Below are 19,265 nucleotides of genomic sequence, written 5' to 3' on the forward strand. Positions count from 1 at the left end.
TGAGTTGCACTGCTTTAAATTATTAATAAAATTGTTAGAGGTTGCGGGCTTTCTCAGTCCCGATAGCTTTGAACTAAAGCATGGCCCTAGGTTCATCGTCGAAGCTATCAGCCAGTTCCTTATAGGCCTTGTACTTTATCTGGCTGCCAGTGGCTGCCGATACGACCGGAAGTAGTGATGGGGATCTCCTTATGTATATGTCGATCTCCATCTACTCGCTGCTGTCCCTAGTGAGCACATGTGCGGCAGGCGACGCTTATCCAAGCTGAAATTGCAGAGCGCTGGCAGCGAGAGACACCTTGGGCCTGGCAGAGAAAGCATGTGGTTTGGTTTCTTGAGCATCGCTTAGATCGACGTAGCGAGGTGACGTGATATTACTATTTTCTGACCGCGCGGCTGCTCGCTCGTCGTTTACAAAAAACATGGATGTTCGACCTCTGAGCGAGAATCTGATTTTGATAGGCACGACTGATAGCAATCGATCCCAAGCTACCCTTGGCGTTGGGCAGCTAACGGCCAAAAACAGAAAATGGACAGGCTGCTGATCTGTCAGTAAAGCACTCAAATTCATGTCGCACTTTTGGGTCGAGACTCAAGTCTAACAATATTAGGTGCATTGTAAAACTACTTCTGTTTGAATTTGTGTTCTGATTTGAAGTGGTTGATTGTGGTAGTGATAAAAATTATAAGTGATAGTCCGTCAGAGTTCTGGTCAATGATTTTTCTTGGGATTAATTTTATATGCGGGCTGTGTCTTTTTTTTCTTTTTAGTTGCGATGGTTTAACGCTTTCGTAGGTTTTTGGTGAGAGGTCTATTTTTGAGTTTTCTAGCATATTAATTAGGGTGCTTCTAACTGATTCGAGGTTTTCAATGTCATCCGGTAGTATATGTGATATGTATGCACTTAGAATGAGTGACTCTATTACCGCCTTCTCGCGAGCTAATTTCTGGTGCTTGCTTTGGGCAAAGGAAATAAATTTTTCAAAGTAGCTGGATCTGAGGCTATCTTGTGAGAAGTTAAAGGCTTTATCAATTTGAGTATGTGCGGGTTCATAGGGGTGGAATTGTTTGTCCCCCTTGTTTTTGCCATTCTGCAATAGTTTTTGATTGTTGGTGGGCTTGATAAACTCCTTGGCTGCATTGGAAAGTATTTGCAAGAGAAGATAATCTTTATTGTTTCTGCAGCCTCGGAATTCAGGTGAGTCTAAATGGCTGAACTCACTGGCAGACTTGTAGAAAAATGGATAGGAAATAAATTGCCTGCTGTTTTCCTTTAGATACTTATCCATATTAGTTTTGTTGTGCTGGATTAGTTGATTTCTATGATTTCGGATTGCATAAATTGCCTCGTCCCCGATCGTATACTCGGTGTTGCAAGAGGCTTGATAGACATCAATATCAATGTTTTCGATTTTTTCGAAATCTCTGATCTGCTCTTGCTCATCTATAATCTGGAGATAGAGGGATTCGCCTTGCTTGAATACTGGGGTCGAGAAAGATGGCGAATTTTCTGTAGGCGTGGAGAAGCCAAGTAGAATAAAGATCTTGCTCACTGGATTACACCCTTGTTTAGGTAGAAATCTCTTACTTTAGCGATAACTAATGGTGTTAGTTGGCTGGGTGCAACCCTTGTGGTTGTGTAAGTGATAGCTTCTATTTCATTGTCGTACAAAAAAGATGCAAGTACTTCATCTGCAGCAATTGAGTCTGGTATGACAATTGCGCGTAAGGATTTTCCATCTATTTGTGTTGGGGCGCTTGATTGGATTTCGATGGTGTAGCAGCGATCGTCGAATTGCTCGCCATGTGGAGTGTTTATAAGGGAGTAAATGCTCTCAAGTTCGTAGGCGCAGGGCTGTATTTCATTTCGCTGAATTGTTGTTTTACCATCAAAATAATTGCTATTTGAGTCGTAAAAGAACTTTACAAATTTCTGGATGAATTCGTAGCTTGTCTCAAATTGATAGTCTTCTTTTTTTGCTTTTTTATGTATATGTTTTTCATATAGTCCCGCTGCATAAGCGCCGCTATCGAACGGAAAGACACGGGTAAGGACATTAACTTCAGTGGGGTCAATGATGAAGCATGCAGGATAAACGCTGGAAGTGTTAAACGCCAAGCCTTTGTCGCCAAGGCGATAAGATGGTCTGCCGTAGAAATAGTAAACAAGATTTTCGTTGAATACAGGGCAGAGGCTTGGCTCTAAAAGTTTTGAATTGACTATGTTTCTTAGCGTGAAGCAGTCACAGGTGTGAACCAATGGCATTACGGGGGGAGCTTCATCGACCGACGCGATCATCATTTTGAAGTACTTATCATTCACGTTGTTAGAGCTTTCTGACGCTGAAAGCTCGGTGTCGGTGTTAAGCATCGTTTCATCCTGATTCATACGCTTTATGTATTGCTCCGCATATCCTAGCCAAAAATGATGCTTTTTTGCCATTACTTTTGATGCGGGGGCCTAAGTTTTTCGTAAGCGCCCCATAAACCCCACCTAACCAAAGATGAGCAGCGCACCTAGCTGTGTATTTGAGGTGTGCAATTCCATGGGAGTAGCGCTTCGTAGTCTTCCACTGAGCACGCCTGCGGCAGACGTTCCAGTGCGTGGCGCAGCCACGCATAGGGCTCTTGGCCGTTGGCTTTGGCCGTTTCTACCAAGCTGTAAAGTTGTGCGCTGGCAGTGGCACCTTTGGGCGTGTCACTGAACAACCAGTTCTTTCTCCCGATGACAAACGGGCGGATCGCACGCTCAGCCGCATTGTTGTCCATCGGCAAGTAGCCGTGGTCGACGTAGCGTTCCAATTTGCTCCAGTTGCTGGCCAAGTAACCGATGGCCTTGCCCAAGGCATTCTGCGTCGTGACCTGAGGTTGCGTTTTCTCTACCCAGTTTTTCAGCTGAGTCAGCAATGGCAGGCTGCGCTCCATGCGGGCGACCTTACGATCTTCGTCGTCACTGTCCTTCAAGTCGCGCTCGACGCCATAGAGCTTATTGATCAGGTTCAATGCGATGTCAGCGCTTCCTGTTTTGCCCTTGGGCTGTACTTTATGCGCTTCGACGAACTTGCGGCGCGCGTGCGCCCAGCAGCCCAATCGCTCCAGCCCGTCCTGTGCGGCCAGCGCGTTGTAACCGGCGTAGTCGTCGGTCATGACATAGCCGCGATAGCCGTCCAGCAGGCGCACCGGCACCTCCTGCGCTCGGCTGGTGGCGTAGTCGTAAAGGATCACCGGGCGATCAGATGGGCCGCCGGTTTGCACCCACATCCAGGATTGGCTGCTGGGCTCACGACTAGGCTCTTTCAACACCTGCACACGTGTTTCATCACAGTGGATGATCCAACTGTTCAACAGGCTTTCGCGCATCAGATTCAGCAGCGGCTGAAAGTGCTTGCTGCATTGAATCACCCAGCGTGCCAGGGTTTGGCGCGGGATATCGATACCGTGACGCCCCAGCACTTTTTCGAAGCGGTGAAGCGGCAAGCCGTCTACGTATTTGGTGGTCAGCAGCATGGCCAGCACACTCGGGCTGGCCATGCTTTTCTCGATCATCTGGGCGGGCTTGTCCGCCGTTACGGGCGCTGACTCGCAGTCCCGGCAGCCGTACACCTTGCGAACATGTTTGATGACGCGAATCTGCATCGGGACGATTTCAAGCTGTTCGCTGACTTCTTCAACGATGGCATGTTTACGGCAGCCACAAGCGCAGGTCAGTTCATGCTCGGGCAGTTCGTGGACAACTTCGATACGCGGCAAATCAGCTGGCAGCGGCTTGCGCTTGCCACGGCGTTTGGTCGGCGCAACGACTTCTTCGTCGTCAGCCTCATCCAAGGGCTCGGCCAGGCTTTCCGCTTCGTCGAAGAGTGGCAACTGTGGTGTCGCTGCATCGCCAGTCTGCTCGGTCTTGCGCTCGAACAAGCGCTGGCGCAACAGCGCAACTTCCTCTTCGAGATGAACGATCTTGCCCTTGTCGGACGCGCGCTCGTTGATCATCTGCTCAAGCAGTTGCTTGAGCAGAACAGGATCGTCAGGGAGGTTTTCGGGCATGGAAATCATGCCGCGGATTATACCGAGTCAGGCGACGTATCGAGGCGACAAAACCTGATGCGGACGGTTGCGCCAGAGGTCGAAGCCATCGAGCAGCCAGTTCAGTTCCTGAACGGTCAGGACAATGGCGACGTCAGTCGGATCAGGTGAAGTTTTGAGCCGTTAGGACTCCAGGCGTTTGAGCCAGAGGCAGAAGCCGTTGCGTTCCCAATACAGGATCTTCACGCGGTTGCGCGGTTTGTTGAGGAAGACGAAAAGCACTGGATCGAACACCGCCACCTTGATATCGAGTTCGACCAGCGCGGCCAGGCCATCGATGGATTTTCGAAAGTCGACGAGCTTGGGGTAGAGGTACACTTTTTCGACTTTGGCGTCGGGTCGCATCATGGTCGGCGAGCTCCAGAAAGAAATCGGGAGCACAGCATCGGGGATCAGGTAAGCGCTTTGAATGTGGGGTTCATGGAGCGCTTACGAACTGTAAGCCAGTAATGCCACGATAAACTGAGACCTCACCTTGCGGGCAGGCGGGGTTCATGGAGCGCTTACCAAGCAAGGTCGGGGGAGTCCGGTGCTTGTTTGAGAAAAGATAGCATCGCCCTATGATTGGCTAAACATCGGGCTGCCAGAGATAAAGGAGGAGCGCCTTGGCGCTCCCTCCGGGTATCAAACCAATCGTGTTGTAGTTCGCTTGAGAGCGGGCAGAAGCCGCGAGCCATTTGAGATTTTCGAGTGATGCGCTAAAAGTCCGCTATTTTCGCTCTGTCACTCGGCCAAGATAGTGGCAGTCGGTTTCCCGGTTGAGTATGTCTATAATTTCATCAAGTGCAATTTTTTTATGCAGTCCAATTTTGAAGCTGGCTCCATTAGTATAAAAAAGGTCGGCATGGTCTAAAGGGTGTTTGTGCCCATCTCGTCTGTCGGGGTCATGGTCGAAGCGCAGATATCCGTCTTCTGCATCAAGTAGCTCGGCCAGAACAGGCCAAAAGTCATTTGAAGCCCCACCCTGGCTTTCGAAATGTTCCGCTAGAGTCCACTCATTGATCAAACCATTATTTTTCAGAAGTGATGCTATCAGTAGTATTTCTGAGGATAGCCTACTATCAATATCAATGCCGGAGATGGTTTTTACGGTAAATGAGCCTGCATCGGCTTCAACCCTAAATGGAAAGGCTACGGAAAAAGTTTTAGGGCCGCTGGAGTAGAATAGCCTGCTCATTCTGGAGTTGTGGATGTGGATTTCTGCGGCAGTGATAGCTTCATGCGGTGGAAAGTAGTTGATGATTACTTTTATTGAGTCCATCCATAGTCTCAAAATATCAAACCTGCTGCGTATGGCCTTAGTGAAAGCTTCAGTCTGATATTGGTCCACTTTGAAAATATTCACCGTCATACCGAGCTATTCCGACGTAAGCTTACGTGCAAGCTTGTGGATCTCGACTTTAGATGCATCAGGATCGAGGAGAGACTTCATTGCATTGAGATAACGAGCGACTTGAGATTCAGGTGTGCCCAGTTCTGTGAGAATATCTAACGCGAGATCATCGAAAGATTTAAGTCTGCCATGCCATTTGACGGAGGCTCTAATTCGATCTTGTTCTTCAGCTGGTGGCGGCATGACTCTCAATACGCCGCTTTCGGAGATCTTTTCTAGACCTTCCTGAATTCTGTCGAGCGTTTGATTCATAGCTCCATTCGGGACTAAAAAATACGTCTTAAGGAAGGATCTCGTAATTGCCATGTAGAGTGCATTTCGATGATTGAATGACTCCGAGAGGTGGGAGGTTACACAGATAACAAATGGGAACTCTAAGCCCTTCACATGGTTAGTGTTGCTGAGGAAAAGCTCTCCATCTTTGCTTGGGTTACCAGATTCATAGGCCTTGTTAACAGGCCAGCCGACTTCTCTAGGTATGATCTGAGCAAGCATGTCAGACATTTCGTAAATTGCTTTTCCTTTGTCGATCATGATAATGCCGACATCATTTGCAGTTACGTTGGGGTACTGTCTTTTTATATCTCTTATGCATTCTATGATTTGCAGGCAGCTTTGCTGGCGATACTCTCCATTTAAGCGAATTAAGTCTACGCTTCTGCTTTCTTGAGATATATCTTCAAATCTGCTGATAGGCTCGCGCTTGAGAATCAACTCTCCCGTGTGGGGATCGGTATGGTTTTGGTAGCCGCAAGCATCTAAATCGTCGTTGTCCAGCCAGTTAAGTTTCCGGTCTTCGAAGTATCCCATAGCTAGCGCCTGTGCGAACATAAGCGTAGTGGGTGCCGTGCGGTAGCACTTGCTAAGTGTAAATTCCGCCTTAGCTCCGGCGTTTTTTCTTTCGTCGAAAATGCTTTGGAATATGTCGCCGGCTATGAATAGAGAATTTTTTGTTGCCAGTTCGCATAGCACAAAGAAACTCTCGGGGAAATCTTGACTTTCATCGATCAGCATGTAATCGAACGCATATACTCCGTCTGTTCCACCTTTCGCTTTCAGTGCTTCTAAAGAGAGTGAGCAAGCTCGGTCAAAATCCATGGAACGTGACCACGGATGGCAGGGAATATCGTACGCGCTGCAAATAGCTGCGTATGCGCCGGAATATGGCTGGCCAGATGAGCCCCATGCATGAACACAAAGAAGCCTTTGGTTCCATTCAATCTGCTGCTCAACCTTCATGAAGTTAAAGAACTTCGGGATTCTTGCTCGAAGGTTGGCGGCAAGAATTTTGTTGTGGCACGTGACAGCAATTTTGGAACTGTCATCGGCAACGTAGAGCTCTTTAAGCTTGTGAAGCAGTAACTCAGTTTTGCCGGTCCCTGAGAGACCTTGTATGCGGACTTCTTTTTGTTTCAAGTCTTGATATACGAAGCGAGTCTGATCTCCATCGAAAAGCAAAATATTACGCTTAATTCGATCGAGGTCATTTTCAGGTACTTCCACACCGACACGTTCGATGTCGTTAATGCTGCCGGTGGCTAATGAAACAAGCAATTCTGAAAGGCGTTGTTCTTCTGGATTGTCTAGTTCCGACGCTTCAAGGTATTCTGCTATTGATAGGTTTTCGGCGTTTGGCTTCTGAGAGGTTAAAATATTTTGCCAGCGCTTCGGTCGACCGATTTTCTCTTTGTAGTTGAATTTTGTTGAGATGTAGCCAATATCCTCAACGAAATCATCGGCATATTCTGATAGGGTGTTTTCGTCTGTGCTGCAACTTGCGAATACGATCTTTCGTTTTGGGATTAATATGGCGAAACATTTGTCTGATTCGTAGTTGCCTTTGACTTCAATCAGTGGCTTGTCGATTATGTAGCACTGTACGAATTTTTCTGCGCACCAATCGGCCAGCTCATGCAGAAAACCTTCAATTTCTGCGCTTGCCTCAATGCTACTGAAGATATAGCTGCTCATATTTTTCTCTGTTCTGGATGGCGCTTGAGCGAGGGGTAGTGCTTTTCACTGAGTACTCAAGCTAGGTCGTGAACGGATGATGGCCCAACCTTGGGCCACCGGCAAGGAAAGCAGCTGTTACCGGCGGTGTCTCAGCTCTACCTACAGGCTCACCAGCTCGGATTTCACCGTGAGGATGCTTTGTCCTTTGTCCTACTGCTGAGAGCGCCGAAGGTAACCCTCAATCGCATTCCCTTGTGAAGCCGAGCCCGAGCCCGAGCTGAGTACCCAGATGAGTGCCTTTTTGCATATTTAAACTGAATTCAACGCCTGATTCTCTGGCGTTGAGGTAGCTGATTCGACTCCTGTCTCCGCACCAGAATCAGTTGGCCTATGGCGATTTCTCGCTACCTGGCACCAACAGAAACCCGCCTTGTGCGGGCTTTTTTGTTCCCGCTTTTTTCCCCACGGATCTGCGTGTTTTTGACTTTATGGTTCGCAGTTTTCCACTTAGGGTTGCAGGTATTTTTAGATAATGGTTAGCTGGCGATCAGGTTTTGACCAGTGCTTACCGGGTGATAACCGAAATTTTTCTAGATAATGGATTTTCCGTATGGGGCTGCTGCGCAGCCCTTCGCTCGCAGGCAAGCCAGCTCCTACACGGACCGCATTTATTCTGGGAAGTACATGTGACTTGTGGCAAGCCGTTTTCCTACGGCGCGCGTTGGCTATTCGTACCCCGAGAAACTTGCGAAAACCGCCACCCAGGAATAAAGTCCCTCTGTCGCCGAAGCATCGGCGATGCGACCTTGGCCGGTCGGAATCGAAAGGCGCATCAGCGCCCAATCTCCATCGCAGGCGCTTTTTTGTGCCCGCGATGTTGCGTTATGGCGGTGGTGCGCGGGACACCTTCGGGTGTGCCGGGCTCCTTTCGTCCCGGTCGGCCAACCCGCGTACTGCTGCCACCTTAACTTGCTTGGCCGCGAGCGGTGGCAGTTCCATCACGAAAGGAACTCATGCATGATCACCGTAAATCCGTTACAGATCCGCGTATCCGTTCTCCGCCGTTGTTCTTCGGCCGCCCTGAGTGAGCTCGCCGTCGGCAAACCTTTCTTCACCTCCACCCAACCGGAGGCCCGCCATGTCTGACCAAGAACGCCTCTCCACCATCCAAAGCTACGCCTGGACCCTAGAACTGCTAGGCGAGGCCCTGGTCCAGCACGACGAAATGCTGGAATGCGAACACAACCCGCGTCTGAGCTTTCGCAACACGGCCGGTATCCACCAGGCGATCCGGATCATCAGCCGATTGGCCAGTGAGCAGTGTGGGAAGGTGATGGAGCAGGGTGGGTAGGACCAGCTGATTAGTGTGCACCGCGGAAGAGGGCATGGCACTCCGGTGTGGATGCATGAACTGCTGCTTTGCAGCCCTTGGACATGCAACACAAAAGCAGCCCCTTCTGCGGGGATGGTAGCAACTGCCTCAAGTTGAGTAGAACGCTCGCGCCTCTGTAGTGCATGGTAATCAGGCAAAGCGCATTTAAAGCGCTTTGCCCTGACCATTTGCCTGGCCATGTGCCAACTACCGAGGGTTCTGCATGGATCAAAACAGAGACAGCCTGAAAACCACCAACCCTATTGCCGGGCTGCCGGGTGCGGTATTCGAAAAAGCGTGGGAAGTACGCTGGGCATTGAAGCTGGCCTATGTAGGCTTGTTCATCGATATCGCGCTCATGCACTCACTGGGTACAACCTTGCTGGGTTTCTCAGGGGACATGGTGATCGTCTGGGAAAATGTCGGGCGTATATTCGTGGGCATCATGGTCTTCTGCCTGGTGGTGTCGGTGGTAATTCCGGTGCTGGCGCGTGTGGCGGCGATCATGGGCAGCTTCGTTCCGTGGTATCGGCTTCAGGGCCCGCGAGATTATTCGTTGTTTCCCAACTACGTGACCTTCAGTGCACTGCGAGAGCACAGCCTTCGTGAAGGCAACGAATTCCTCTACAACTATTGGAAACGCTTGACCGTGCAGCGCGAGGAGTGGCGGCAACAGCGCTTCCAAGCCGGGGTACTGGTGTTCGGCCTGGTGCTGATGGCAATTGCAAATGCTGGGGTGAGTGCTCATTTCCAGCTGCCCGGGTTGATGGCTTATTTCACCTTTTGGTTTGGCTGGAAGGGCTATGCGCTACTGAGCATCGTCACCCTGTACCTGCTGCACTGGGCGTGGTGGTCATCGGATGAGATCGGCCAGATCTACTATCCGCCTTTGGCCGAGAAGTTGAAGAAAAACCAGTACTGATGTCAGTGTGAACCTGCTTTGCAGCCCATCGCGACCCAAGGTCCGCACCGTCCGTGCAGACCTTGGGATGATCTAGGGCAGTTGTTGCAAGCCGGTTCAGCTCACAGCAATCGCCGCGTTCAGCAGCAGCACCACGATCAAGCCAACCACCGCCACAATCGACTGCACCACCGAAATGGTCTTGGTGGCTTCACCCATGGTCATGCCAAAGGATTCTTTCACCATCCAGAAGCCTGCATGGTTCGCATAGTTGAAGAACAGCGAACCGCAGCCGATGGACAAGGCCAGCAAAGGCAGGTTTAGGCTGGGGTCTGCACCTGCCAGCGGCGCCAGCAAGCCGGCAGCCCCTACGATACCGACCGTGGCGGAACCGGTAGACACCGAGAGCAACATCGCGATCAGCCACCCCAGGATCAGGGGAGGGAAGGCAGATTGCTGGGTCAGGTGCACAATGGCATCGCCAACCTTGGCGCTGGTCAGCATTTCCTGAAAGGCACCGCCACCGGCAATGATCATGATGATCGAGGCAATCGGCTTGAGGCTTTTGCCCAGCGCATCGCGCAGCTGTTCGGCGTCGCCGCCGCGCGCAAGCACCAGGCTGGCGCCGGCGAACAGCACGCCCAGCAGCATGGCGATCAGCGGGTTGCCCAGGAAACTGGCCAGTTCCAGCAGCGCATTGCCTTTGGGCAGCAGCATCTCGGCGACGGCATGCACCAGCATCAGGATGGCCGGCAGCAATGCGGCCAGCATGCCGACCATTACCCCGGGGCGGGGTTGGCCATCGGCTTTTTCAGCCAGTGTGAACTGGTCCAGCAATGCCTGATCGGGCCGCGTGTTCATGCGCGGTGAAATGAACATGCCGTACAGCGGGCCGCCCAGGATCATTGCCGGAATGGCGGCAAGGAAGCCATAGAGCATGGTGGGCCCCACCGAGGTCTTGAGCACGGCAATGGCGGTCAGGGGGCCTGGGTGCGGCGGTACCATGCCGTGCATGGCGGCAAGCGCCGAAATGACCGGCACACCTACATACACATACGCCGAGCCTTTGAAGCGCGCCTTGCTTTCCAGTTTGCGCGCCACGCTGAATATCAGCGGCAGCATGATCACCAGGCCGACTTCGAAAAACATGGGGATGCCAATGACAAAGGCGACCAGCATCATGGCCCAAGGGATCATGCGGTCGGAGGTGCGCTTGAGGATGACATCCGCGACCTGTTCCGTGACGCCAGCGTCAGCCAGGATCTTGCCGAGCATCGCACCCAGCGCAATCACCACCCCCACTGCGCCCAGTGTCTTGCCGGCGCCGGTGAGCAGATGGGCGACGATGCTGCCTGGCGCCATATGCGTCGCGAAGCCCACGCCAATGGACACCACCAGCAAGGCCAGCAGCGGGTGCATCTTAAGGCGCGAAACGATGAGCGCCACCAGCACCAGAACACTGGCCAAGGCTGTCAGTAATAGCTGTATATCTAAGGGAGTCATTCAAGGAGTCTCGGTTGGGCTGGCGCTCGGCTGCACTCAGGCTTTGAAGGCGTGACGGGCGTTTCCACGGGGCATGCCCAGGTGGCTGCCGTTGCGGCTGCTGCTACGGTTTCGAGGAAGGGAACGCGGCTTTGCGCTATCTGCCGCTCACAGGCGGGCGCCTGGTAACGGAAGATGGGCAGCAGGTAGGCGTGGCGCTGAGGCCGGTTGGCGGCGGTGTGGCGACGGGGCGCTTGGGCAGCATGTTCACTGATTGATTCACCTTGTTATATGGTCATCTATATGAATCTGGCCAAAGTATTCGCGCTGCCATGGAATACTGTCAAGTGAAGGTCGTCGCATCGTCTTGGGTGGCCATTTAGCCCCGGCAGGCAATACTTCTCTCTATATGCAGGCGTGTTCCTGGTGGCGCGCGCCGCTGGGAGGTGTCTGGTGAACAAATTAACGATTGTGGGTGCCGGCCTGGTCGGCGAGGCGGCGGCGCAGATCATCGCCCGGGATGAGTTGTGCCGTGAGCTGGTGTTGATGGACGTGCAGGGTGAGCTGGCGCAGGGCAAGGCGCTGGACGTTTGGCAGGCGGCTGTGGATTCAGGTTCCGATACCCATGTTCACGGCGGGGCCAAAGCCGAAATGCTGGAGGGGTCCGAGCTGGTGGTGATCACGGCAGGCGTGCCGCGCAAGCCCGGCCAGTCGCGCCAGGATGTATTGAGTACCAACCTGCCAATCCTCGACAGCATCATGGCGGATATCAAGCACCACGCGCCGACAGCGACGGTGCTGGTGGTGTCCAACCCGGTCGATGTGCTCACCTACCGCGCCTGGCGCGTCAGCGGGCTAGGGCGCGACAAGGTGTTCGGGCAGGCGGGGGTGCTGGATACCGCGCGCATGAAGTGCTTCATCGCCGAGCAAACCGGGTTTTCTGCACGGGATATCACGGCGCTGGTGCTGGGCGGGCATGGCGACAGCATGGTGCCGCTGATGCGCTACTGCCAGATCGGCTCAGTGCCGCTGTCGCACTTTTTGTCCAGCGAGCAGATCGAACAGATTGTCGAGCGCACCCGTAAGGGCGGCGGCGAGATTCTGGGGTTGAAGAAGACGGGGAGCGCCTGCGATGCACCTGGCGTGGCCATTGCGCAGATGGTCGATGCGATCGTCAATGGGCGGAACCGTATTTTGCCGGCGGTGGCGATTCTTGAGGGCGAGTATGGGCGAACGGATATCGCCATGGGGGTGCCCTGTGTATTGGCAGAGAAGGGGCTTGCGCGGGTGATCGAGTTGCCGCTGGATGCGCAGGAACAGGCGATGTTCGACCACTCTGCAGATCAGGTGGCGCGGGATATTGCAGAGATGAAAGCGTTGTGAGCAGCAAAGCGGCTTCAGTTAACGCAGTAGATGCGGGAGCGCCCTGGTGGCGCTCCTGCGCGTCGTGCCTGCGTAGATGATTTCGCAGGGGCTGTGTGCAGCCCTCAGCGCTGATAAGCCTTGCCAAAATGCCGTTCCAGGCGCGCCTGCAGCAGCTCCAGCAGTATCGACAGCACCCAGTAGATCACGGCGGCGGTGGTTAGCATTTCCAGGTAGCGATAGCTCGAACGCCCATACGACTGCGCCAGAAACATCACCTCCCAAACCCCCATCACGGAAATCAGCGACGAGTCCTTGAGCATCGAGATGAACTGGTTGGCGGTGGGCGGAATGATCACCCGCATGGCTTGGGGCAGGATGATGTGGCAGAAGATCTGCGGCGTGCGCATGCCCAGCGCCAATGCTGCTTCACGTTGCCCACGGGCCACGCCGAGGATGCCGGCGCGGAAGATCTCGCTCAGGTAGGCCCCGTAGTTCAGCGACAAGGCAATGATGCCGGCGCTGATGGCGCCGGGTACCAGGCCCACCTGCGGCAGCCCCAGGTAGATCAGCAGAATCTGGATCAGCAGCGGCGTGCCACGGAAGAACGAGGTGTAGAAGCTGGCCACACCCACCAACACAGCGCTGTTGGATAACCGTGCCAGCGCGGCGGCAAAGCCGAGCAGCACGGATACCACCATCGAGCACAGGCACAGGAACAGGGTCAGAGCGGCGCCTTGCAGAAAACCATTGGGCCCCAGCTTGAAACCGGCCAGGTTGGGAAACTTCTCCAGAATGATGGCGAACTTCAGGTCAAAGCTGAGGAAGAAGGCGACAAACAGCCCGAACAGCGCCAGCCAGGTCAGCAGTAACCGGGTGCGAAAGCCGAACAGGCCGGCGCCCGCAGGCTTTGCCACGGGCTTGGGGGAGGGAGGGAAGGTGCTCATTTGCTGATGTCGGCGCCAATCCATTTCTGCGACAGCTTGGCCAGGGTGCCATCAGCCTTCAGCTCGGCGAACACCTGGCGTACCTTGGCATCCCACTCAGGGTCGCCTTTTTCGATGGCCACCGCGTTGGGCTCTTCATACAGCGGCGCGCCGGCCAGCTTGAAGCGCTTGTCTTGCTGCAGGCGCGGCTGCGCGGTCACCAGGTTGGTAATGATGGCGTCCAGGCGCACGCCAGTGCCCAGGCCCAAGTCCTGGAAGGCGACGTTTTCAGTGTCGTAGGGCGCAGCCTGCACGAAGTCGAACGGGTAATCGATCTTCTGGTCTTCCTTGCCTTCAATGACCAGGTTCTTGTTCAGGTAGCTTTCGTAGCTCGATGCACTGATCGAACCCACCTTGCGGCCTTCCAGGTCTTTGGCGCCATGGATGCGCTCATCCGAGGCATTGACCACGATCACGGCGGGCGATGCGTAGTACTCCACGGGGAAGTCGAACACCTCGGCGCGCGCCTTGCTCGGGGTCATCGAGCAAATGCAGATGTCGTAGCGCCCGCTCCAGCGGCCAGCGGCAATCACGTCCCAGGACGGTGTTTCCAGGCGCAGTTTGACGCCGAGCTTGTCGGCCACTGCCTTGGCCACGTCCACGTCGTAACCGTCGAGCTGGTTGTGGTCATTGAGGAAGGAAAACGGCGGGTAGCTTTCCATCAGCACGTTGACCATTTCCTTGCGCGATTCAACTCGCTCCAGCGTGGCGCCAGCAAAGGCTTGGGTGGCAGTTGCGAGCAGTACAAGGCCCGCACCCAGCAGAGAAGAAAATCGCATGTACATACCTGATATGTTGGGCAAATGGGTGATAGGGTATTTAATAGTTATAACCCTAATCCCCATAATGAATTTTATTCATAAGAACCTTCAGAGAAGTTATATGGCAGAGCGAACGATGGTAATTCTGGACGGTGGCATGGGCCGAGAGCTGCAGCGCAGTGGTGCACCGTTTCGCCAGCCCGAGTGGTCGGCGCTGGCGCTGAGCGAGGCGCCGGAGGCGGTCGTGGGCGTGCATGCAGCCTTCATCGAGGCGGGTGCGCAGGTCATCACCAGCAACAGCTATGCAGTAGTGCCGTTCCACATCGGTGAAGAACGCTTTGCCGCCGAAGGGCGACAGCTGGCCCATATCGCAGGCCAGCTTGCGCGGCACGCGGCAGATAGCGGCGCGCACCCGGTCAGGGTGGCCGGTTCGCTGCCGCCGCTGTTCGGGTCCTACCGCCCCGACCTGTTCCAGCCCGAGCGTGTGGCAGAGGTGCTGACCCCGTTGCTCCAGGGCCTGGCCCCGCATGTTGACCTGTGGCTGGCCGAAACCCAGAGTTCCGTGGCCGAAGTGCGGGCCATTCATAGCCATTTGCCGGCAGACGGCAGGCCGTTCTGGGTGTCCTTCACCCTGCAGGACGAGGACGTCGACGATGTTCCGCGCCTGCGCTCCGGTGAACCGGTGGCCGACGCCATCGAAGCTGCAGTCAGCCTGGGGGTGGCTGCGGTGTTGTTCAACTGCAGCCAGCCTGAGGTGATCGGCGCCGCCATTGATTTCGCGCGCTCCGTCATCGAGCGGCACAACGCCGAGATTGCCATCGGTGCCTATGCCAACGCCTTCCCGCCGCAGCCCAAAGAAGCCACTGCCAACGATGGCCTGGACGAACTGCGCGAAGACCTCGATCCGCCGGGTTACCTGGCATGGGCCATGGACTGGCGTGCGCGGGGTGCCAGCATGGTCGGCGGTTGCTGTGGCATCGGCCCGGAGCACATCGCCGAGCTGAAACGCAACCTGGCCTAAGCGCACACGTGGCCGGGCGGCTTTTGCAGCGCCCGGCCCGCAGCCATTAAAAAAAACGCCAGTCAGACCCGGATTCCATCGTTTTTCAGGCCTCCGTCATCTCCCTATAGTCCGCTGAAGGCCGATGCTGCATCGGTGTACACAACTCAGCTGGGCGGGAAGCGGATATGAACAACAACGAAAAATTCGAGGGCAATGCTGCGGCCGGTGTGGGGACGCGGGTCGTGTGGAGCGGGGAACAGGTACAGCACCCGTACAACGCCACGCAGACCCCGATCGTGGTCAGCGCCGCTTATGGCTATAACGATATCGATGCCTGGTACGACGTGGCGCAGGGCAAGCAGCCGGGCTTCATCTACAGCCGCATGAGCAACCCCACGGTCGCCACGCTGGAAGCAAAACTGGCCGAGCTGGAGCAAGCCGAGTCGGCAGTCGCGTTCAGCAGCGGCATGGCGGCCATCAGTGCCGTGCTGCACACCTTCCTGTCCAACGGCAAACGCGTGGTGTCGACCCGCGACAGCTATGGCGGCACCAACAAGATCTTCGAAGAGTTCCTGCCGCGCATGGGGGTGCAAGTGTGCCTGTGCGATACCTTGGATACTGAAGCGCTGGAGCGCGAGATTGCCGCCGGTTGCGACCTGCTGTACCTGGAAACCCCCACCAACCCGACGCTGAAGGTGCTGGACATTCGTCGGCTGAGCGCCGCTGCGCACAAGGTGGGGGCGCTGGTGGTGGCCGACAACACCTTTGCCACGCCACTGAACCAGAACCCGCTGGCGCTGGGCGTGGATGTGGTGGTGCACAGCGCAACCAAGTTTCTGTCCGGGCATGGTGACGTGCTGGGTGGGGTGGTGTGCGGCGCGGAGGTGCTGATGGCCCAGGTGCGGCACTACCGGGAAATCAACGGTGCGGCGCTGGACCCGTTCTCGGCCTACCTGATCATCCGCGGTATCAAGACCCTGGCAGTGCGCCTGCGCCAGCAGCAAGCCAGCGCCATGGCGTTGGCCCTTTACCTGAGCACCGAGCCGCTGGTTGAAGCGGTGAACTACCCAGGTTTGCCGGCGCATGCCGGGCATGTCATTGCCAAGGCGCAAATGCGCGGGTTTGGCGCCATTGTCAGCTTCGTGCTGAAGGGCGGCATGCCGACCGTGGTCCGTTTGCTGCCGCGGCTGAAGTATGCCCACCGGGCCGGCAACCTCGGCGCGGTAGAAACCATCTATGGCCCGGCGCGCACCACCAGTCATGTCGAGAACACTTTGGAAGAACGCCTGGCGCTGGGCATTTCCGAAGGGCTGGTGCGCATTTCAGTGGGCATCGAGGAAACCGATGACCTGCTGGCGGACCTGGCACAGGCCTGTGCATCGGTGCGTGAGGAACTGGCCGTCGCAAAGGAATTGCACGCTGACGCAGACGCCTGCCAGCGCCCGGTGCAGGCCTGAGGCTGGCGCGTAGCACTCACCCGTGCGGTGGGTGCCACTTCATGAAGTCGAACAAAAACAATATGCAAGGCAACTCGATTCGCTCTGCCAAGACGAGGTCGTTGCTACGTCCTTGCCCGCCAACTTTCATGAGTAACCCACAATGTCCGTGCAGACAACCACAACTAGAAATGCCTCGGCGCATACCTTCAAGCAGGATATGCAAACCCGCCACATCGTCATGCTGGCACTGGGCGGTGTGATAGGCACCGGCCTGTTTCTCACGTCGGGCTACACCGTTAACCAGGCCGGCCCGTTGGGCGCGGTTATCGCCTACATACTTGGCGCAATCATGGTGTACCTGGTCATGATGTGCCTGGGCGAGCTGGCGGTACACATGCCGGAAGTCGGCTCGTTCAGCAGTTATGCCACGCGTTACCTCGGCCCGGGTACCGGCTACATGGTGGCCTGGATGTACTGGCTGACCTGGACGGTGGCCATCGGCTCCGAATTCACCGCCGCGGGCATCCTGATGGTGCGCTGGTTCCCCGACACGCCGGTATGGATGTGGAGTGCGCTGTTCGGCGCTGCGGTGTTCATCAGCAATATCATTTCGGTGCGATCGTTCGCCGAAACCGAATTCTGGTTGTCACTGGTCAAGGTGTTGGCCGTCATCGCCTTTCTGGTGGTGGGCGGCGGGGCCATTCTGGGTGGCTTCGAGATCCAGCAGGCGCACAGTGCAGGGCTGGGCAATTTCACCCGTGAAGGGTTGTTCCCCACCGGTTTCTGGTCCATTGCCATGACCCTGCTGGCAGTGGCCTTCGCGTTCTCGGGTACCGAGCTGATCGGCATCGCTGCCGGCGAAACTAAAGACCCGGAAAAGAACGTCCCCAAGGCCATTCGCACCACGGTCCTGCGCCTGGCGCTGTTCTTCATCGGCACCATCTTTGTACTGGCCACCTTGCTGCCGCGTGAACAGGCCGGGGTTATTGAAAGCCCGTTCGTGATGGTCTTTGCGATGATTGGTATCCCGTATGCGGCCGATATCATGAACTTCGTCATCATCACCGCGCTGCTGTCTGCCGCCAACTCCGGCCTCTACGCCGCTTCGCGCATGCTCTGGACCCTCAGCGACCAAGGCAACATGCCCCGCCGTTACGCCACGCTGTCGCGCCGCGGCACACCCTTCAATGCAATCGTGCTGAGCATGGCTGGCGGCATGGCTTCGCTGTTGAGCAGTGTGTTTGCCCCCGACACCATCTACCTGGCGCTGGTGTCGATTTCAGGGTTGGCCGTGGTGGTGGTGTGGATCAGCATCGCGGCCAGCCAGATCGCATTCCGCCGTCATTACATCGCCAGCGGCGGCAAGCTCGAGGACCTCAAGTTCCGGGTGCGTGGCTACCCGTTCGTACCACTGGGGGCCATTTTCTGCTGCGTACTGGCCTGCGTCGGCATTGCCTTCGACCCAGCTCAACGTGTTGCCCTGTACTTCGGCTTGCCCTTCATTGCCTGGTGCTACCTGGCCTATTGGCTGACGTGCAAGTACCGCAGCGGCCGTACGGGCCCGGTGGAAATTGTCGCCCCAGGTTCCGAGGCCGCCTGAGCAGGTGATACTAGGCCACCGGAACCTAGCCACGAGAAGCCGCCGATGACCCAGAAAACCTTGCCCCCCCTGAACTGGCTGAGAGCCTTCGAAGTGTCGGCGCGTTACTTGAACTTCACCCATGCGGCAGAAGAGCTGCACCTTACCCAAGGGGCTGTGAGCCAACAGATTCGTCACCTGGAAAGCCAATTGGGTGTGGCGCTGTTCAAGCGCCTGCCGCGCGGGTTGGGGCTGACCGAAGAAGGGCAGTCCTACCTGCCGGTGGTGCAGGACGCCATCAGCCGCCTTGCGGTCGGCACCAATGAAATCTTCGGGCAACGCCAACGTCGGCCCCTGAAGGTACGGGGCAGCCTGTCGTTCCTGCACTTCTGGCTGGCCCCGCGGCTGGCCGACTTTCGGCGTTCGCACCCGCAGGTGGACATCCGCTACATCAGCAACCTGTGGGTCAAGGAGCTGGATGCCGAAGATGATCTGGAAATCCGCTGGGGCAGCGGGCAGTGGGCCGGGGTAGAGGCGCAGCGCCTGACCCGCGACATGCTGGTGCCGGTGTGCGCCCCCGCGCTGCTGGCCAGCTGCCCGCTGCGCGACCCGCGCGACCTGGCCCGTGTGCCGTTGCTGCATGTGCTGGGTTACGAGGAGGGGTGGGGCTACTGGCTGGAGCGGGTCGGCGCCGATCAGGTCGATTCTTCCAGCGGCCTGCAGTTCGACACGCTGGTGTCGACCCTGCGCATGGCGGAGCTGGGGCTCGGGGTGGCGCTGGCACGCTCGTCGCTGGTAGAGGACCTGCTGCAGGAGGGGCGGCTGGTCGCTCCCTTTGCCCAGCGTATCGAGGCAAGCGAGTCGTTTTTCCTGGTACGCGGCCTGGGTGAAGCGTTGTCCCCCGATGCCCAGGCGTTCAGCCATTGGCTGGTGGCCATGGCGCATCGTTAATT

Annotated in this window: 17 protein-coding genes and 1 pseudogene; 9 read left to right on the plus strand and 9 right to left on the minus strand. The window is 55.9% G+C overall.

The annotated features are described in order from the left end of the window. Positions 1-237: 237 nt before the first annotated feature. Positions 238-441, plus strand: a pseudogene (locus ACF8Q6_RS15200) (hypothetical protein); the annotation flags it as partial. Positions 442-624: 183 nt separating this feature from the next. Here ACF8Q6_RS15200 and ACF8Q6_RS15205 read toward each other — a convergent pair. The 6 genes from ACF8Q6_RS15205 to ACF8Q6_RS15230 form a co-directional block, all read right to left on the minus strand. Next, positions 625-1,554, minus strand: coding sequence for a hypothetical protein (locus ACF8Q6_RS15205; RefSeq protein ID WP_392499045.1), 930 nt, complete (start codon positions 1,552-1,554; stop codon positions 625-627). Beyond that, positions 1,551-2,372 carry a hypothetical protein gene (locus ACF8Q6_RS15210; protein WP_392491449.1) on the minus strand — a complete coding sequence of 274 codons (822 nt, stop codon included), beginning with the start codon at positions 2,370-2,372 and terminating at the stop codon, positions 1,551-1,553. The genes ACF8Q6_RS15205 and ACF8Q6_RS15210 overlap by 4 nt, the downstream gene beginning before the upstream one ends. Positions 2,373-2,518: 146 nt before the next feature. Then, complete coding sequence (gene tnpC, locus ACF8Q6_RS15215) at positions 2,519-4,051, minus strand: IS66 family transposase (RefSeq protein ID WP_392491448.1); 1,533 nt, start codon at positions 4,049-4,051, stop codon at positions 2,519-2,521. A gap of 153 nt (positions 4,052-4,204) precedes the next feature. After that, positions 4,205-4,429, minus strand: a complete 225-nt coding sequence (tnpB, locus tag ACF8Q6_RS15220) for an IS66 family insertion sequence element accessory protein TnpB (protein WP_014589609.1) — start codon at positions 4,427-4,429, stop codon at positions 4,205-4,207. 361 nt (positions 4,430-4,790) lie between these two features. After that, the gene (locus ACF8Q6_RS15225) at positions 4,791-5,432 is read right to left on the minus strand and encodes a hypothetical protein (protein ID WP_049870065.1); all 642 of its coding nucleotides are present in this window, start codon (positions 5,430-5,432) and stop codon (positions 4,791-4,793) included. 6 nt (positions 5,433-5,438) lie between these two features. Continuing rightward, positions 5,439-7,445: an ATP-binding domain-containing protein gene (locus tag ACF8Q6_RS15230; RefSeq protein ID WP_014589610.1), complete on the minus strand. Its 2,007-nt coding sequence runs from the start codon at positions 7,443-7,445 to the stop codon at positions 5,439-5,441. A 999-nt stretch (positions 7,446-8,444) separates the two neighbouring features. On the opposite strand from ACF8Q6_RS15230, the gene ACF8Q6_RS15235 reads away from it, so the two are divergent. From ACF8Q6_RS15235 to ACF8Q6_RS15245, 3 genes are all read left to right on the plus strand, one after another. Further along, on the plus strand, positions 8,445-8,573 hold the full coding sequence (locus tag ACF8Q6_RS15235; RefSeq protein WP_263395049.1) for a hypothetical protein: 129 nt from the start codon (positions 8,445-8,447) through the stop codon (positions 8,571-8,573). Next, positions 8,566-8,778, plus strand: coding sequence for a hypothetical protein (locus ACF8Q6_RS15240; protein ID WP_014589611.1), 213 nt, complete (start codon positions 8,566-8,568; stop codon positions 8,776-8,778). The genes ACF8Q6_RS15235 and ACF8Q6_RS15240 overlap by 8 nt, the downstream gene beginning before the upstream one ends. A 244-nt stretch (positions 8,779-9,022) precedes the next feature. After that, positions 9,023-9,721 carry a hypothetical protein gene (locus ACF8Q6_RS15245; RefSeq protein ID WP_392493496.1) on the plus strand — a complete coding sequence of 233 codons (699 nt, stop codon included), beginning with the start codon at positions 9,023-9,025 and terminating at the stop codon, positions 9,719-9,721. A gap of 96 nt (positions 9,722-9,817) precedes the next feature. On the opposite strand, the gene ACF8Q6_RS15250 is transcribed toward ACF8Q6_RS15245, so the two are convergent. Continuing rightward, the gene (locus tag ACF8Q6_RS15250) at positions 9,818-11,203 is read right to left on the minus strand and encodes a GntP family permease (protein ID WP_108078091.1); all 1,386 of its coding nucleotides are present in this window, start codon (positions 11,201-11,203) and stop codon (positions 9,818-9,820) included. 432 nt (positions 11,204-11,635) lie between these two features. Between ACF8Q6_RS15250 and ACF8Q6_RS15255 the strand changes: the two genes are divergently transcribed. Continuing rightward, the gene (locus ACF8Q6_RS15255) at positions 11,636-12,565 is read left to right on the plus strand and encodes a malate dehydrogenase (protein WP_392493507.1); all 930 of its coding nucleotides are present in this window, start codon (positions 11,636-11,638) and stop codon (positions 12,563-12,565) included. A gap of 104 nt (positions 12,566-12,669) precedes the next feature. Here ACF8Q6_RS15255 and ACF8Q6_RS15260 read toward each other — a convergent pair whose 3' ends face one another. Further along, complete coding sequence (locus ACF8Q6_RS15260; protein WP_003247513.1) at positions 12,670-13,491, minus strand: amino acid ABC transporter permease; 822 nt, start codon at positions 13,489-13,491, stop codon at positions 12,670-12,672. After that, positions 13,488-14,309: an ABC transporter substrate-binding protein gene (locus tag ACF8Q6_RS15265; RefSeq protein WP_003247511.1), complete on the minus strand. Its 822-nt coding sequence runs from the start codon at positions 14,307-14,309 to the stop codon at positions 13,488-13,490. Before ACF8Q6_RS15265 ends, ACF8Q6_RS15260 begins: the two co-directional genes overlap by 4 nt. A 118-nt stretch (positions 14,310-14,427) precedes the next feature. Between ACF8Q6_RS15265 and ACF8Q6_RS15270 the strand changes: the two genes are divergently transcribed. From ACF8Q6_RS15270 to ACF8Q6_RS15285, 4 genes are all read left to right on the plus strand, one after another. Next, positions 14,428-15,312, plus strand: a complete 885-nt coding sequence (locus tag ACF8Q6_RS15270; RefSeq protein ID WP_392493497.1) for a homocysteine S-methyltransferase family protein — start codon at positions 14,428-14,430, stop codon at positions 15,310-15,312. Positions 15,313-15,479: 167 nt separating this feature from the next. After that, entirely contained in the window at positions 15,480-16,751 is a 1,272-nt protein-coding gene (locus tag ACF8Q6_RS15275; RefSeq protein WP_392493498.1) for a cystathionine gamma-synthase family protein, read from the plus strand. 142 nt (positions 16,752-16,893) lie between these two features. After that, positions 16,894-18,333, plus strand: a complete 1,440-nt coding sequence (locus ACF8Q6_RS15280; RefSeq protein ID WP_392493499.1) for an amino acid permease — start codon at positions 16,894-16,896, stop codon at positions 18,331-18,333. A gap of 45 nt (positions 18,334-18,378) precedes the next feature. Next, positions 18,379-19,263, plus strand: a complete 885-nt coding sequence (locus tag ACF8Q6_RS15285; protein WP_392493501.1) for a LysR substrate-binding domain-containing protein — start codon at positions 18,379-18,381, stop codon at positions 19,261-19,263. Positions 19,264-19,265 lie beyond the last annotated feature (2 nt).

Source organism: Pseudomonas sp. GLN_2 (assembly GCF_043106005.1).
GTDB lineage: Bacteria > Pseudomonadota > Gammaproteobacteria > Pseudomonadales > Pseudomonadaceae > Aquipseudomonas > Aquipseudomonas alloputida.

Excerpts from the sequence above, each read along its gene's own strand:
- ACF8Q6_RS15210 (WP_392491449.1), bottom strand. The coding sequence starts at position 2,372 with ATGCTTAACACCGACACCGAGCTTTCAGCGTCAGAAAGCTCTAACAAC.
- tnpC (WP_392491448.1), bottom strand. The coding sequence starts at position 4,051 with ATGATTTCCATGCCCGAAAACCTCCCTGACGATCCTGTTCTGCTCAAG.
- tnpB (WP_014589609.1), bottom strand. The coding sequence starts at position 4,429 with ATGATGCGACCCGACGCCAAAGTCGAAAAAGTGTACCTCTACCCCAAG.
- ACF8Q6_RS15225 (WP_049870065.1), bottom strand. The coding sequence starts at position 5,432 with ATGACGGTGAATATTTTCAAAGTGGACCAATATCAGACTGAAGCTTTC.
- ACF8Q6_RS15230 (WP_014589610.1), bottom strand. The coding sequence starts at position 7,445 with ATGAGCAGCTATATCTTCAGTAGCATTGAGGCAAGCGCAGAAATTGAA.
- ACF8Q6_RS15235 (WP_263395049.1), top strand. The coding sequence starts at position 8,445 with ATGATCACCGTAAATCCGTTACAGATCCGCGTATCCGTTCTCCGCCGT.
- ACF8Q6_RS15240 (WP_014589611.1), top strand. The coding sequence starts at position 8,566 with ATGTCTGACCAAGAACGCCTCTCCACCATCCAAAGCTACGCCTGGACC.
- ACF8Q6_RS15245 (WP_392493496.1), top strand. The coding sequence starts at position 9,023 with ATGGATCAAAACAGAGACAGCCTGAAAACCACCAACCCTATTGCCGGG.
- ACF8Q6_RS15250 (WP_108078091.1), bottom strand. The coding sequence starts at position 11,203 with ATGACTCCCTTAGATATACAGCTATTACTGACAGCCTTGGCCAGTGTT.
- ACF8Q6_RS15260 (WP_003247513.1), bottom strand. The coding sequence starts at position 13,491 with ATGAGCACCTTCCCTCCCTCCCCCAAGCCCGTGGCAAAGCCTGCGGGC.
- ACF8Q6_RS15265 (WP_003247511.1), bottom strand. The coding sequence starts at position 14,309 with ATGCGATTTTCTTCTCTGCTGGGTGCGGGCCTTGTACTGCTCGCAACT.
- ACF8Q6_RS15270 (WP_392493497.1), top strand. The coding sequence starts at position 14,428 with ATGGTAATTCTGGACGGTGGCATGGGCCGAGAGCTGCAGCGCAGTGGT.
- ACF8Q6_RS15275 (WP_392493498.1), top strand. The coding sequence starts at position 15,480 with ATGAACAACAACGAAAAATTCGAGGGCAATGCTGCGGCCGGTGTGGGG.
- ACF8Q6_RS15280 (WP_392493499.1), top strand. The coding sequence starts at position 16,894 with ATGTCCGTGCAGACAACCACAACTAGAAATGCCTCGGCGCATACCTTC.
- ACF8Q6_RS15285 (WP_392493501.1), top strand. The coding sequence starts at position 18,379 with ATGACCCAGAAAACCTTGCCCCCCCTGAACTGGCTGAGAGCCTTCGAA.